This window comes from Biformimicrobium ophioploci (assembly GCF_030270605.1).
GTDB lineage: Bacteria > Pseudomonadota > Gammaproteobacteria > Pseudomonadales > Cellvibrionaceae > Biformimicrobium > Biformimicrobium ophioploci.
The window spans coordinates 211169-226101 of record NZ_BSYJ01000003.1 but is presented as its reverse complement, the minus strand read 5'-3'; the positions used below and the strand labels follow the sequence as shown (position 1 = coordinate 226101).

The window sequence follows — 14933 nt, the reverse complement described above, 5'->3', positions numbered from 1 at the left end:
TTACTTTTTGGACGATACCACCGCCTTTTCACGCTCCCTGGAGCGGCGGCGCTTGCGCTTGCGTTTGGGCAAACCGTAAACATCGGCCTCCCCCTCCGGGCGGGTCTTGAAGCGCCGGTGCACCCACATGTACTGCTCCGGCAGCTCACGCAGGCGCGCCTCAACGAATCGGTTTACGCTGCAGGCATCAAGGTACTCATCCCCGGACGGAATATCTTCCAGCTGCGGGTACACCCGCAGGCAGTACCCGCGCCCCTGCGGCAGGCGCTCGACACAGTAGGGCACCACCGCAGCCTTGCCGGCGCGGGCAAAGCGCGAGGTACCGGTAACCGTGGCCGCCTGTATGCCAAACAGCGGCGCGAATACACCCTGCTTGATCCCGTAATCCTGGTCCGGCGCGTACCAGACCGTGCGCCCGCCCTTGAGGGCGCGCATCATGCCGCGCACATCCTCGCGCGGGTATACACGGGTGGAGCGGCTGTGCTTCTCCCGGCCCTTGCGCTGCACGTAGTCATACACCGGATTCTTGTGGGCGCGGTACATGCCGTCGATGGCAAAGCGGGAGTTCAGGTAGCCGGCGCCGATTTCCAGGGTGGTGAAGTGCATCGCCAGCAACACCACCCCCTGCTCCCTGCCCTCCAGGTGCTCGGCGCCTTCCAGGGTAAAGAGTTTCTGGATCCACGCCGTGCTGCGGAACCAGGCCATGCCGGTTTCCATCAGCGCGATACCCATGGAATCGAAATTCGCGTGTAGCAGCTGTGCCCGCTCCTCATCCGACTTTTCCGGGAAACACAGCGCCAGGTTGCGTTCGGCGATCACCCGGCGGCGCTTGGCAAACTTTTGCATGAAGCGCCCGAGCTGGCGCCCCAGGCTCAGCTGCCAGCCATAAGGCAGGTGGGCAACCAGCACCCAGAGGCCGATGGCCAGCCAGGTAAACCAGTATCGGGGATGCAGGAGTGCGGGGGTGAAATGGGGTCTATCCATGAAAGGCAGGGTTTCGCGCTATAAGAAAGCGCCGCATTATAGCCGCCAGCGGTCCCGGACTGAACTGCGGCGCCACGTCACCCTGCAACAATTATTGGCGCAGACGCGCGTCCAGCTGGTCAACTACCTCGCACCAGTCGGAATCCGACTCCAGTGCCTCCTGCAGGAAACTGCGCTGGGAATCGCTCCAGAACTCGGCACGCAGTAGCGAATCGCTGCTCTTGAGCTGGTGGGCGTCAATAAAGGCATCGATATCGCCATCTTCCGAGCCGAGACCCAATTGGGAAAACAGTTCGTTGATGGTGTGCTGGCTGGGCTCCACAGGTCACCTCCGTAGGGCTGCAAATTGAAACCCAACCAGTATAGCCAGACGAGCCAGCGTCTCCCGCTCGCACCGCCAGGAAGGTTACTCCTCCAGTAACGACCAGACCTCGTCGCCGAACAACCAGTGATCCCGCACCTGCTTGCGGGCAATGCCCTCCTTCTCAAGCTTGAGCAGGTGCGCCCAGAGCGAGTACTGTGCGACCGGGTGCAGGCGTGCATCGACATCGTCGTAAACATGCGGCGTGAGCCCTTTCAGGGAAACCGGGCCGTGCAGCGCCAGTTGCTCGCGCACCTTGCGCTCGCGCCCGAGGCGATGCTGGATCAGGGCATCGATGGTTTCATGTGGAGTCGGTATCAGGTTTCCGTGCCCGGGCGCCAGCGCTTCAAGCCCCAGTGTCTGTAACTTCCTGAGAGAATGCATATAGGCGTGCATGTCTCCGCTCGGCGGGATAATCACCACGGTCGAGCCCTGCATAATGTGATCGCCGGTGAAGAGGATGCCCTGCCTCTCGAGCAGGAAGCAGAAATGATTGGCGACATGCCCGGGCGTGGCGATCGCACGCAGTGCCAGGCCATCGATTTCAATGCTGGTACCGTCACTCAGGCAAATATCACACTGGAAAGTGGCGTCCTGGTGCCCATCGTTTGCCATTGGCGCGCCGATCAGGGAGGCACCGGTCTCCTGCGCGAGCGGCAGTGCCGAAGGAGAATGATCGCAGTGGGTATGGGTGACCAGTATCTTGCGGATAGGTACGTCACCTGCCGCAGCCAGGATCGCAGCGCGATGCCCGGCATTATCCGGCCCCGGATCCAGTACCAGCAGCTCCCGCTCACCAATCAGGTAAGTATTGGTGCCCGCACCAGTCATGGGGCCGCCATTTGGCGCAACGACCCGGCGCACACCCGGCGCCAGGATCTCCACAACACCCACTTCCCCAGCAGCACTTCCCATAACCAGCTCCCCCTTCCCCGGGACAAAAAAATACCCCGCAGGGCGAGGTATTGGAGATTCTATTTATTACAAACCGTAAAAGCGCACTTAGCCGAGCTTTTCCAGCACGGATTCCGGGATATCTGCGTTAGAGTAGACGTTCTGCACATCATCCAGGTCTTCCAGCATATCCACCAGTCCCATCACTTTTTCCGCACTGCCTTCATCGAGCTCGACAGTGGTGGACGGAATCATGGCGACTTCCGCATTTACCGGCTCGAAACCGGCCGCAACCAGGGCGTCCTTCACATTCAGGTAATCCTGGAATTCTGTGGTGACATCGATGCTGCCATCGTCATTGGTCACCACATCCTCGGCGCCGGCCTCCAGCGCGGCTTCCATCAGCTCGTCCTCATCGACCCCTTCACCGAAAGTGATCTGGCCCTTTTTGGAGAACAGGTAGGCAACGGAGCCATCGGTACCAAGGTTGCCACCACGCTTGGTGAAGGCGTGGCGCACTTCCGCCACAGTGCGGTTGCGGTTGTCTGTCAGGCACTCCACCAGAATGGCTACACCACTCACGCCGTAACCCTCGTAGGTCACCGCCTCGTAGTTATCTCCGTCCGCGTTGCCGGCACCACGGGCGACCGCCTTGTCGATGGTGTCACGCTTCATGTTGGCACCGAGCGCCTTGTCGATGGCGGCCCGCAGCGCCGGGTTGTCGTCCGCGTTGGGGCCGGCTTTCGCCGCGACAGTCAGCTCACGGATGATCTTGGTGAAGATCTTGCCACGCTTGGCGTCCTGGGCCGCCTTGCGATGCTTGATATTGGCCCATTTACTGTGGCCTGCCATAACAATCTCCTGGGATGCCGGCGCCTGTTCAGGAGGCGCCGGTCTTCATTTTCATGCGGGACTTACGCGCTGGTTTCTTCTTTCTGGCGCAGGCGAATACTGAGCTCGCGCAGCTGCTTGCTGTCTACAGCACCCGGGGCGTCGGTCATGACACAGGCGGCGCTCTGGGTTTTCGGGAAAGCGATCACATCGCGAATGGAATCGCTGTCCGTCATCAGCATTACGAGACGGTCCAGGCCAAATGCCAGGCCACCGTGTGGCGGCGCACCGTAGCGCAGTGCATCCAGCAGGAAGCCGAACTTCTCGCGCTGCTCCTGCTCGTCGATGCCGAGGATATCGAACACCACGGACTGCATCTGCTGGTCGTGAATACGGATGGAACCACCACCGAGCTCGCAACCGTTCAGCACCATATCGTAGGCGCGGGACAGTGCCACTTCCGGATTCGCTTTCAGCGCTTCCGGGGAACAGGAAGGCGCAGTAAACGGATGGTGCAACGGCGTCAGGCCACCCTCACCGTCGTCCTCGAACATCGGGAAGTCCACCACCCACAGCGGCGCCCATTCGCGCTCGTACAGGTTGAGGTCCTCACCAATCTTGCAGCGCAGTGCGCCCAGCGCCTCGGATACCACCTTGGCGGTGTCCGCGCCGAAGAAAATTACGTCGCCAGATTCAGCACCAACGCGGTCGAGAATGGCCGCACGCACATCGTTGGACAGGAATTTCACGATCGGCGACTGCAGACCGTTCTCCACATCCGCCACATCGTTGACCTTGATATAGGCCAGCCCCTTGGCGCCATAAATACCAACAAACTTGCCGTAATCGTCGATCTGCTTGCGGGTCAGCTTCTCATTGCCGCCGGCGACGCGCAGCGCCGCAACCCTGCCCTTGGGATCGTTGGCCGGGCCGGAGAACACCTTGAAATCGACCTCCTTCATCAGGTCCTTGATTTCCACCAGCTCCAGCGGGATACGCAGGTCCGGCTTGTCCGAGCCGTACCGCTCCATGGCCTCGGAGAACGGCATACGCGGGAACTCGCCCAGGTCGATGCCTTTCAGCTCCAGGAACAGCTTGCGCACCATGGCCTCGGTGACCGACATGATCCTGGCTTCATCCACGAATGAGGCCTCGATATCGATCTGGGTAAATTCCGGCTGGCGGTCAGCGCGCAGGTCTTCGTCGCGGAAGCACTTGGCAATCTGGTAGTAACGATCGAAACCGGAAACCATCAGCAGTTGCTTGAACAGCTGCGGCGACTGCGGCAGGGCGAAGAACTTGCCACCGTGGGTGCGGCTCGGCACCAGGTAATCTCGCGCGCCCTCCGGGGTTGCGCGAGTCAGGATCGGGGTCTCGATATCGAGGAAGCCCTCTTCATCCAGGAAATTGCGAATGGCGTTGGTCAGCTTGGAGCGGAAACGCAGGTTGTGCTGCATCTCGTCGCGGCGCAGGTCCAGGTAGCGGTACTTGAGCCGCACATCCTCACCTACGGAGGTGTGGGAATCCAGTTGGAACGGCACCGGCTCCGCCGCATTGAGGATTTTCAGTTCGGTGCCATAGACCTCGACTTCACCGGTCGCCATATTCGGGTTCACGGTTTCCGGGGAGCGCGCACGCACACGGCCGGTCACTTCCAGCACATACTCATTGCGCACCTTGTCGGCCTGGGCAAAGTGTTCAGCGGCATCCGGGTCAAAGACCACCTGCAGGATGCCCTCGCGGTCGCGAAGGTCGATAAAAATAACCCCGCCGTGGTCCCTACGGCGATCAACCCAGCCGCACAAGGTGATTTCGCGGTCTATGTCCGTTGCGCGGATGTCGCCACAGTAGTCGCTGCGCATTGAGTTGGCTTCCTTATATATCTTTCGGTTTTACTTAATCGGTACCGGTCTTGGCAGGGGCACTACCCTTGCTGTCACCGGCCAGGTTTTTCCTGTTACTGCTCTTGAAGTCGGTTTCATACCAACCGCCGCCCTTGAGGCGGAAACCGGCGGCTGAAACCAGCTTACCCAGCTCCGGCTTGTCGCAGGAAGGGCAGTCCTTCAGGGGAGCGTCGCTCATGCGCTGCAGCGCTTCGAGCCTGTGCCCGCAGGCCTTGCATTCATATTCGTAAATTGGCATTGCTACCTCGAACCTGATCATTCCGACCTAAAGACCCGGCTCTGCGGCCGCCTTCCAGACAGGCGCGGCGGTGGCCGGGGGGCGCAGATTATACATGAGGCGATCGCGCAGACGAAGGTACCGCAGCGGCAAATATCCGGCAAAACACCCCTCAAATAACAGGAAATGCTGACCGGCGCACCGGCCCCGATGCAGGAGCCTGATGGCCGGCGAGTCTGCCCGCAGCTCGCTTCTTCGCCAGATTGGGATATTTTTGCCCGAAAAAGCGCTGCTTTTCCGAAAAAAAGCACTTTTTCCCCTTGTTTTTAAGGTGCAAGCAAAAAAAATCCATATATACTTGCGGAAATTGCGCGATCTCAGGGGTGCGCAATTGGATATAACTCTACAAAAAAAGGAATATCATCATGGCCGCTCGTAAATCTGCCAAGAAAGCACCAGCCAAGAAAAAAGCTGCAGCCAAGGCTCCAGCCAAGAAGGTCAAGGCTATCTCCGAGAAGTTCACCAAGACCCAGATCCTCACCCAGATCGCAGAGAATACTGAACTGACCAAGAAGCAGGTTCAGTCTGTCCTGGACGAGCTGACCGACGTGATCCACGGCCACATCAAGAAGCGCTCCGTTGGCGAGTTCGCACTGCCGGGCCTGATGAAAATCTCTACCGTCAAGAAGCCGGCCAAGAAGGCCCGCAAGGGTATCAACCCGTTCACCGGTGAAGAGACCGTATTCAAGGCCAAGCCGGCCAGCATTCAGGTCAAGATTCGCCCGCTGAAGAAGATGAAGGAAATGGCCGAGTCCTGATACGGCATATTCCAGGCATTTCCAAAGCCCCGCCTGCGCGGGGCTTTTTCGTTTCAGGCCTGCGCCCGCAGAGACACTCTCCGAGAGCCCCTTTAAGACGCTCTTAGAGACAACCGGCGCTTAAATGGCCGCAGGCCTGTACCGCCGCGACCTCGCTGCGTAAAATGGCAGCCGATTTCCCCCTATTAAAAGAAGCAGTCAAACCGATTATGCGTGCATCCCGCTACCTAGTTGCCACCAAGAAAGAAACGCCCTCAGACGCCGTCGTGATCAGCCACCAGCTGATGCTGCGCGCCGGCATGATCCGCAAGCTGGCCTCTGGCCTGTATACGTGGATGCCCACCGGGCTGCGCGTACTGCGCAAGGTAGAGCAGATTGTGCGCGAGGAAATGAACCGCGCCGGGTGCCAGGAGGTGTTGATGCCGGTGGTCCAGCCCGCGGAAATCTGGGAGGAGTCCGGCCGCTGGCAACAGTACGGCCCGGAATTGCTGCGCCTGCAGGACCGGCACAACAACCCGTTCTGCCTCGGCCCGACCCACGAGGAAGTGATTACGGACCTGATCCGCAATGAAATTTCCAGCTACCGCCAGCTGCCGGCAAATTTTTACCAGATCCAGACCAAGTTCCGGGACGAAATCCGCCCGCGCTTCGGGGTGATGCGCGCGCGCGAGTTCACCATGAAGGATGCCTACTCCTTCCACACCACCCAGGACTGCCTGCAGCAGACCTACGACCAGATGCATACCGCCTATTGCAAAGTGTTTGACCGTATCGGTCTCGACTACCGCCCGGTTCTGGCCGACACAGGCTCCATCGGCGGCTCCACCTCACACGAATTCCATGTACTGGCCGAGAGCGGCGAAGACGATATCGCCTTCTCTTCCGAATCCCGCTACGCCGCCAATGTCGAGCTGGCGGAAGCGATTGCCCCGGCCGGAGAGCGCCCTGCCCCTGCGGCGGAACTTGCGGAAGTGCACACCCCGGGGCAAAAAACCATTGCCGACGTCTGCGCATTCCTGGGTGAAGAGGCCGCTGGCTCGGTGAAGAGCCTGATCGTACTGGGCGAGGCAGACGAAGAGGGTCAGCAGCCTCTGGTGGCACTGATCCTGCGTGGCGACCACGAACTCAATGAGCTCAAGGCAGAGAAGCTGCCGGGCATCGCCAGCCCGCTGGAGTTTGCACCGGAGGCCCGTATCGCGGAAGAGCTCGGTTGTGGCATCGGCTCCCTCGGCCCAATCGGCCTGCAGATTCCGATGGTGATCGATCGCTCGGCTGCACACCTGGCCGACTTCACCTGCGGCGCCAACAAGGATGACTACCACTACACCGGCGCCAACTGGGGCCGCGATGCCGAAGCGCAGCGTATCGAGGACATCCGCAATGTTGAAGCCGGAGACCCAAGCCCTGATGGCAAGGGTACCCTGGAGATCAAGCGGGGCATCGAGGTGGGGCACATCTTCCAGCTTGGTGACAAGTACAGCAAGGCACTGAATGCCTCCGTGCTCAATGAGCAGGGCAAGGACACCATCATGACCATGGGCTGCTACGGTATTGGTGTTTCGCGTATTGTTGCCGCAGCCATCGAGCAGAACCACGATGACGCCGGAATCATCTGGCCGCAGGCGATTGCGCCGTTCCAGCTTGCCCTGGTGCCGATCAACATCCAGAAGAGCGATGCGGTACGTGAAAAGTGTGAAGCACTTTACGAACAGCTCACCGCCGCTGGATATGATGTACTCTTGATGGACGAGCCCAAGGCACGCCTCGGCGTCATGCTGGCCGACACCGAGCTGATGGGCATCCCACACCGCCTTGTGATTGGCGACCGGGGCCTGGAAAAGGGCACTGTCGAGTACAAGGGGCGGCGTGATGCGGAATCCACCGATGTGGCTGCCGGTGACGTTGAAGCCTTCATCCTGGAAAAACTGAATAACCAATAAAAATCGGGTATGCCGCCGGCAACGGCGGCCTCCACTGCCATGCGAAGACTGCGCACTCCCCTGCTCGCCGCCCTGCTCCTTTCGACGCTTTTCAGCAATCCGCTGCATGCCAATGAAAGGGCCCGCAGCATAGACAGGGCCGGTAACGTCGATGATTCCGCCCGCCTCGCACTGCTGTCTGCAATGGAGGACCCGGCCAGTTTCGAAGACAAGTACGATGCGCAGGTCTGGCTGATGGCAAAATCCGCCCCGCTGGAGCGGTATATCAAGGACCCGGAGAGGCGCATGCACATCCTCAAGGCGGTGCACCGAGAGGCCACCAGGGCCGGGGTCAGCCCGGAAATGGTACTTGCCGTAATCCAGATTGAGAGCGCCTTCGACCCTTACGCAATTTCCCGCGTGGGTGCGCGGGGCATCATGCAGGTCATGCCTTTCTGGAAGCATGAAATCGGCCGCCCCGATGACAACCTGATGAACCTTGAGACCAACCTGCGCTACGGCTGCGCCATCCTCAAGCACTACATCGAGAAGGCCAAGGGCAACATGCCCAACGCGCTGGCCTATTACAATGGCAGCTACGGCCGCCACACTTACAGCAGCAAGGTCCTCGACGCCTGGGCCAACCGCTGGCGCTAAAGATCTTACGCAGTGAATACGTCTTACAGTTTCCTCACCGGCGCGGCCTCTGCTCTGCTTGCCCTGACCCTTATCAAAGTTGTCGTCAACAATCGCCACAGCAACGCCGGGCGCTGGCTGGTACTGCTGCTAGTGGGCATCATCTGCTACCTGGTCCGCCCGCTCACCCCCGGTGGTGTGCCGCTCCTGTCGTTTTCCCTGGAGCTCTTTACCCTGCTGATTCCCGGTGCTTTCTGGTTGTTCGCCCATGCGCTCTGTGACGAGGAGGCCCCGTTTCCACTCTGGGGTTGGGTACTGATCGCGTTGAGCTGTGCCATCCACCTGGCCGCGACGCGCATGGGAACTTACGACCCGGTAGGGCCCAACGCGGATGAGCTTGCCACGCTGCTGTATTCGGTTTCACAGCCATTCAAGATTGCGCTGGTGGCGCTTGGCATGTTCACCCTGCTGCGCCAGTACCAGTCTGACCTGGTGGAGTCGCGCCGCAATATTCGCGCCGGGTTGATGATCTTTATCGGCATCTACTTTGTGATCGTGATCTGCGCCGAGTACCTGTTCGAGTACCTGCCGGTACCGGCCAACCTCGAGTTGCTCCACGCAATATTTGCCACGCTGCTGGCCTTCGCGACCGGTTACGCGCTGCTGGCGCTGTCGCCGGGCATGCTGAATGAATCCATGCCAGAGCCGGTGGCTCCCGCGGAAGCACACAGCGCAGCCGCAAAGACCAGTACCGAAGATAAAACAGAGAGTGCAGAACCGGAGGTAATCGCGCCGGCGGAACAACGCCTGCTCGATGCGCTCAAGGCCAGCATGGATGCGGGTGGGTATCGTCAGACCGGGCTGACCATTCGCGAACTGGCGGAGCAGCTGGGTTCGCAGGAACACCTGTTACGCAGCCTGATCAACAAGCGCCTTGGCTTCCGTAACTTCAACGACTTCCTCAACAAATACCGCCTTGATGAGGCAAGCGAACGACTGGCACTGCGGGAGCAGCAAAAGCTGCCGGTGCTCAGTATCGCACTGGATGTGGGCTATCGTTCCATCAGTCCGTTCAACGCGGCGTTCAAGCGCCGCCACGGCGTCACCCCCACCGAGTACCGGCGCCGCCATCTCGAGGGCAACGGCGACAACACCTAGTAACAACGCCTGGCAACAACGCCTAAATGCCAGCATTGGAATTATTCATTGGCCAGCTTTACAGCCGTTCATTAAGATCCGCGGCGTGTGTTGAAATTCAGCCTGCTGAATTTTTGCGTCCCCTTGCCGCATATACCGGCCGGCGGCCCAGTGCCGCCTCTTTTTTTCAGTTACGGCATCGGCTCCACATCGCCATCGTCCAGCGCAGCCCTGAGAGAATAATTCCGCGCGGAAGCAACCGCCGCGAGAGCACGCTCAATGGCTGCGGGCTGGATACGTTTGCGGGCGCCAGCTAACAGCCGTTCTGCCATCAAGGGGTCGGCTTCCACACCCAGCCCTTCCCGCTGCGCATAGGCCACAGCAACCACTGCGGGGATATAGCCCATTTCAGCCGCGTCCAGCAGGTAGTCGACGCAAGTACCCGCTTCCTGCATGCCGCGCTCGAGGCACATCAGGCCAAGTCGATAGGAAGCCACTACGCCACCGGCAGCAATGGAATTCTGGTACCACTGCTCCGCGATGTCATAGCGTTCCGCCGTTTTTGAAATCTCGGCCCAGGCCAGCTTTGCGGAATAAACCTGGTCTGCAATACCGGCAACAAAAGCCACCTGTTGCATCATTGGCAGATCCCCGGTGGCTTCGCCGGACACTTCCCCGACCCCGAGCAACCGCCCCAGTACCTGCTGGTTCTGGAAGTAAAAATGACGCTGCGTGCCGCTGTCCCGCTGGTTGCCAACCAACACGTAGTACAACCGGCCGCTCTCCGCGTCGAGCTCTACGTAGTTATCCAGCAGTTCGTAACCAGCGAGCTCCAGCAGTTCATCCGCCTCCGACCACACCGGCACTTCGAATGCGGTAGCCGCACTGAGACCATCGCCACTGCCGAGCATGCCAGTGACCAGCATGCTCGCGGCTGATTCGTGGAAGTCCGCAGCGGTGCTGTCACCCAGTCGATCGAGGCAGTCCGCCGCGTCCAGGTGGGTGGAGACAGACCAGAAGTGCAGCCCGGAGATTTCATTCCAGTCGACGCCTTCGCAGGCAACTTCGCCGTCCGTGGAGCGCAGGGCATCGCGCAGATTCTTCTGCTCCAGCCAGTTTTCGTATTGGCCGGTCTGGACATAGGCCGACCACAGTTCGGGGTAAGCCGGCTTGTTACCGCTCACCTGCCAGTCCTGCACCAGACGGCTGAACTGCCCCGGCTCGCTAGCCTGTTTCGACGGCGCGCTCGCACAGCCGGCAAGCGACAGGCAGATCGCAGCAATGACTGGCAACGCGTTGTTGAATCGCACTGGCACTTACTCCCCGATCAGCTGGCTGGCGAGGCGGCTGATGCGCTCGCGGCGGCTTTCATTCTCGGATGAGTTACGCATCCAGATTCGGTGGGAGAGCGTGCCTTCAATTTCATTAACCGCTTCGACATAGTTATCAAAGCCAGTCGCGCTTACCTCGGGCTGCTTGCTGCGGAAACGGAATTGCAGGCGCAGGCCGTCTTCCTGGTGCTCGAGGGAACGGGAATAGGAAAACCAGTCTGTGTTCTTTTCAAACTGTTCCTCGGCCCCGGCCCAGAGCAGGGCATCCGGGCTGCGTGTGCGCAGGGTGATGATATGGGAAACGTCGGTTACATGCGGCAACTGCAGCGGCTGCTTGCGCACCCGCACGGTTGGCAGCACCAGGTTTTCCCCGACCGTTGAGGACTGCAGTGCGACCACGCGACGCCCTCCATGCAGGTCACCCAGTCGTTCGAGGCGATAGGATTCCAGCACGCGCAGCGTATTGCTGCCGGGCACTTCCTCGAGCCGGATATTGTCACGGGCCTGCACCTGGCCGAACTGCTGCGCATAGTGCTGCACGAAATTATTGGTCACCTCGCGCGCGCCGGCGTACTGGAAATAGTTGCGTACCTGTTCGGCCTTCCAGCCGCTATAAGTCGTCACCACGTTCAGGTCCGCGCCCACGCCGTCGGCATCGACAATGAACTCTTCCTGGGCGACCACACTGCCCAGCAGGGATTTTTCGTGTGGTGCCTGGATTTCGGTCAGCGCCGCAGTGCCCTGCTCCACCAGCAGGCCGAAGTGCAGTTCCGGCATGGCCATTTCCACGATGCCACCACGCTGGCCGGTCACCGTCGGGTCGATCCAGTAACGCACCCCCTCATGGCTGAAGGACACAATAACGTGGTCAAAGACCCCGGGCGACGGCAGCCTTCTGGGCAGATCCATGCTCTCCTGGGTCGCGACCAGTGCTGGCACCGCGTCGAAGCCGAGACGCCGCAGCGCGGCAACCAGCAACATGGTCTTGTCCTTGCAGTCCCCGAAGCGACGCAGGAAAGTCTCTGCTGGCGGGGTCGGCTTGTGGGAGTTGACGCCCATCTCGATGCCGAAGTAGCGCACATTGTCCTGGACCCACTGTGCAATAGCCGCTGCAGCGGCCAGCTTGTCGGGTTGATCGAAGCTGTCTACCAGCTTCTCGAACTCGGCCGGCAGTTCCGCATCCAGCGGGTACAGGGCAGTGGCCCACTCAGTGACCTGGGCCCAGTCGGAAAACGCGCTGTATTCGAAATACGGGTAAGGTGCGAGCCACTGCGGCGCGCCATCTTCCTCGCGCACACCGGCCACATTGGTGCGTTCGATGGAGTAGACATAGTTATCGCCAGCGCGGCTTTCCTGCACCGGGATTTCCGCGGCATGCACACGATACTGGCTCGGCAGCGGGGAAATCAGGTGCACGGACACCTTGTCCACGGGCACGTTCCAGGCCAGCGTCTCGCGCCCGAAATGCCGCGCACCCAGTACCGGGTTGGAGCCGGTGCGGCTGAAACTGTACTCGACCACATCCCCCACGCGCACATCTTCCAGGATCGCCATCGCAGTCCAGGAGCCCATGTACATGTCATTGTCGAGCTGGGATTCCTGCTGGAACAGGCGGAACTGCAGCGACGGCAGCTTGTCTATTACCTTGCCGTCGCGGTGGATCCGCACACTGTGGACCGTCAGCTTCTGGAATGCCGGCAGGAAGCCGATGCTGATATTGGAAACTTCACGCAGGGCAGACTGGTGCACAACTCGCGAAATGTAACGGGAATATTCCTGCTTTTCTTCCGCCGCTGTGTTGACCTGGGTATCGGAGAGGATATAGCGCACCCCGGAACCGTCCGCCGGCAGCGGTGCGTCCAGGGGTGGTACCGCGACCGGGCGCAGCCACTCCGGCTCGGCGGCCACTGAATATTGAACATCTGTCTTCTGCTCTCTCGCCCCGGGCGAGAGCGCGTTCGCCCCCGCGGTGTTGGCCAGCAATAGATACAGAGCACCGGTCAAGGTAACCAGCAGGTGTGAGAGCTTCATTCCGAATACCGCTTCTGATTGTTGTTGCGGTGTCCGGACTTGCCTACTGTACAAAATTTCACCGCTCGGCGTGTACACTACCGGAGCGGCCCGGAAAGTGCAAAATAAAACGCCTACTGAACGGTTTGCGGTTGATCAGTCATCCGCGAACAGCATCTCCAGGGGGTAGCCACTGAAAGGCTTGGTGTTCTCGATCACCAGCTGGGAAGTCATACGGGAGATGGCCGCGTTCTCATCCGCCAGCAGCTGCTCCGACACGCGATTGAAGTCCGCCGCATCGGGACAGACAAAGTGCAGGATGTAGTCGAACTCACCGGACACCTTTACACAGGAGACCACCTGCGGCAGTGCGTCGATAGCCTGGCGAAAACCGGTGCTGGTGCGCGCGTCCTGCCGCTTGAGCGCCACGTTCACGTAAAACTCGGCGTGGCGCACCTTCTCCAGGTTGGGCTCGGCAAAAAACCGGCGGACATAGCGCTCCGAGGTCAGCTTCTTGACCCGCGCCAGGCAGGCGCTTTCGGAAAGGCCGATTGCCTCACTCAGGTGCAGATTGCTGATTCGTCCGTTCTCCTGCAGCGCCTTGAGAATCAGTAAATTGTGTCGGTCTATCTTCACTGCTAATCCTTACTGTTACGCCGCGCCGGAAGCCCGCACAGACAGAAACGCCTCGATTCGGTCCAGCGCCCGGGACAACTCGATCTCCGAAGTCGCCAGGGTCACCCGCACATGCCGGGCGGCACCAGGCCCGAAAGCCTCGCCAGGCAGAACAGAGACCCCGGTCGCATCCAGCAGCTCCTCGGCGAACGCGAGACTGGAATCGGCGACCTGCGAGATATCCACCATTACAAACATACCGGCCTCAGGCGCCTCACAGCGGATACCCGGGATCCGGTTGACCCGCTGCACCACCAGGTCACGGCGCGCTTCATAAGCCGAGCGCATCTCCTCGACGAAGTAACGGTCGAACTCCAGCGCGAATGCGGCGGCGTCCTGGATGAACTGCGGGCAACCAAAAATGGTGGCGCCACCGAAGTCCGCCAGCCGTTCTGCCAGCGGCCCTTCCGCCACCGCCCAGCCAAGGCGCCAGCCACTCATGGCGTGGGACTTGGAAAGGCCATCGATCACCACGATGTTATCCAGGTGCTCGGCCGCCGCGCGCAGGGTGGTGTGGCGGCGGGCAAAGGTGATCATCGAATACACCTCATCGGAAATCAGCCAGATACCGCGCTCGCGGCAGTAGGCGGCGAGTTCACGCAGTTGCTCCGGAGTCGCCATGGCACCACTCGGGTTGCCGGGAGTATTGATCATGACCGCGCGGGTCTCGTCGGTGATCGCCGCCTTGATCACCTCGATATCGAAGCGGAAGTTTTCCGCGGCCGAAAAAGCCGCGGGCTGCACCTGCAGCTGCAGCGCATCCACGATCCCCACGTAGCCGATATACATCGGCTCCGGAATCACCAGCTTGTCACCCGGATCCAGCAGGCACGACAGGACGCTGTAGATCGCGTTAGTGCCGCCCGGGAAAATGATCACGTCATCGGCAGAACAGGGGTGCGGAGACACCCGGGTTTCAATCGCGGCAATGGCGCTGCGCAGTACCGGCTCACCAGCAGCCGGAGAATAATGGGTACGCCCCACTCCCAGCCGTGCGCGCACGTAATCCAGGATCGGCTCGGGCGTATCAAAATTCGGGTCGCCGACACACAGGAAGATGATGTCATCGCCCGCGTCAGCGCGCTCGCGGGCCCTGTCGCTGACCGCCCAGACCTCGCCGCCGGGCCGGCTGACGATATCGCTGCGTTTGCTGAAAGATGGCTTGAACATGAAAGTAACCGCTGCTTGGAATCGCTGTACTCTAACAATCGGGCTA

Annotated in this window: 15 protein-coding genes; 5 read left to right on the top strand and 10 right to left on the bottom strand. The window is 60.4% G+C overall.

Annotated elements, in window-relative coordinates:
* From lpxL to QSJ80_RS07675, 6 genes are all read right to left on the bottom strand, one after another.
* Complete coding sequence (gene lpxL, locus QSJ80_RS07700) at positions 1 to 984, bottom strand: LpxL/LpxP family Kdo(2)-lipid IV(A) lauroyl/palmitoleoyl acyltransferase (protein WP_285763850.1); 984 nt, start codon at positions 982 to 984, stop codon at positions 1 to 3.
* Between the two features lie 91 nt (positions 985 to 1075).
* Positions 1076 to 1306 (bottom strand): DUF2789 domain-containing protein, encoded by a 231-nt coding sequence (locus tag QSJ80_RS07695; RefSeq protein ID WP_285763849.1) that lies wholly within the window; start codon positions 1304 to 1306, stop codon positions 1076 to 1078.
* An 84-nt stretch (positions 1307 to 1390) separates the two neighbouring features.
* Positions 1391 to 2260, bottom strand: coding sequence for an MBL fold metallo-hydrolase (locus tag QSJ80_RS07690; protein WP_285763848.1), 870 nt, complete (start codon positions 2258 to 2260; stop codon positions 1391 to 1393).
* Positions 2261 to 2347: 87 nt separating this feature from the next.
* Positions 2348 to 3091 (bottom strand): YebC/PmpR family DNA-binding transcriptional regulator, encoded by a 744-nt coding sequence (locus QSJ80_RS07685; RefSeq protein WP_285763847.1) that lies wholly within the window; start codon positions 3089 to 3091, stop codon positions 2348 to 2350.
* 62 nt (positions 3092 to 3153) lie between these two features.
* Positions 3154 to 4932: an aspartate--tRNA ligase gene (aspS, locus tag QSJ80_RS07680; RefSeq protein WP_285763846.1), complete on the bottom strand. Its 1779-nt coding sequence runs from the start codon at positions 4930 to 4932 to the stop codon at positions 3154 to 3156.
* A 34-nt stretch (positions 4933 to 4966) separates the two neighbouring features.
* Positions 4967 to 5212 carry an FmdB family zinc ribbon protein gene (locus QSJ80_RS07675; RefSeq protein ID WP_285763845.1) on the bottom strand — a complete coding sequence of 82 codons (246 nt, stop codon included), beginning with the start codon at positions 5210 to 5212 and terminating at the stop codon, positions 4967 to 4969.
* 202 nt (positions 5213 to 5414) lie between these two features.
* On the opposite strand from QSJ80_RS07675, the gene QSJ80_RS07670 reads away from it, so the two are divergent.
* From QSJ80_RS07670 to QSJ80_RS07650, 5 genes are all read left to right on the top strand, one after another.
* Complete coding sequence (locus QSJ80_RS07670; RefSeq protein ID WP_285763844.1) at positions 5415 to 5630, top strand: hypothetical protein; 216 nt, start codon at positions 5415 to 5417, stop codon at positions 5628 to 5630.
* Positions 5617 to 6009, top strand: a complete 393-nt coding sequence (locus QSJ80_RS07665) for an HU family DNA-binding protein (RefSeq protein ID WP_285763843.1) — start codon at positions 5617 to 5619, stop codon at positions 6007 to 6009. The genes QSJ80_RS07670 and QSJ80_RS07665 overlap by 14 nt, the downstream gene beginning before the upstream one ends.
* Before the next feature lie 209 nt (positions 6010 to 6218).
* Positions 6219 to 7949, top strand: a complete 1731-nt coding sequence (locus QSJ80_RS07660) for a proline--tRNA ligase (protein ID WP_285763842.1) — start codon at positions 6219 to 6221, stop codon at positions 7947 to 7949.
* A gap of 39 nt (positions 7950 to 7988) precedes the next feature.
* On the top strand, positions 7989 to 8585 hold the full coding sequence (locus QSJ80_RS07655) for a lytic transglycosylase domain-containing protein (RefSeq protein WP_285763841.1): 597 nt from the start codon (positions 7989 to 7991) through the stop codon (positions 8583 to 8585).
* Positions 8586 to 8597: 12 nt separating this feature from the next.
* Complete coding sequence (locus tag QSJ80_RS07650) at positions 8598 to 9722, top strand: helix-turn-helix domain-containing protein (RefSeq protein ID WP_285763840.1); 1125 nt, start codon at positions 8598 to 8600, stop codon at positions 9720 to 9722.
* 170 nt (positions 9723 to 9892) lie between these two features.
* Here QSJ80_RS07650 and QSJ80_RS07645 read toward each other — a convergent pair whose 3' ends face one another.
* The 4 genes from QSJ80_RS07645 to QSJ80_RS07630 form a co-directional block, all read right to left on the bottom strand.
* Complete coding sequence (locus QSJ80_RS07645) at positions 9893 to 11011, bottom strand: SEL1-like repeat protein (protein ID WP_285763839.1); 1119 nt, start codon at positions 11009 to 11011, stop codon at positions 9893 to 9895.
* Between the two features lie 6 nt (positions 11012 to 11017).
* Positions 11018 to 13063: a DUF3857 domain-containing transglutaminase family protein gene (locus QSJ80_RS07640; RefSeq protein ID WP_285763838.1), complete on the bottom strand. Its 2046-nt coding sequence runs from the start codon at positions 13061 to 13063 to the stop codon at positions 11018 to 11020.
* A 135-nt stretch (positions 13064 to 13198) separates the two neighbouring features.
* Entirely contained in the window at positions 13199 to 13678 is a 480-nt protein-coding gene (locus QSJ80_RS07635; RefSeq protein ID WP_285763837.1) for an Lrp/AsnC family transcriptional regulator, read from the bottom strand.
* A 15-nt stretch (positions 13679 to 13693) separates the two neighbouring features.
* Entirely contained in the window at positions 13694 to 14887 is a 1194-nt protein-coding gene (locus tag QSJ80_RS07630; protein WP_285763836.1) for a pyridoxal phosphate-dependent aminotransferase, read from the bottom strand.
* Positions 14888 to 14933 lie beyond the last annotated feature (46 nt).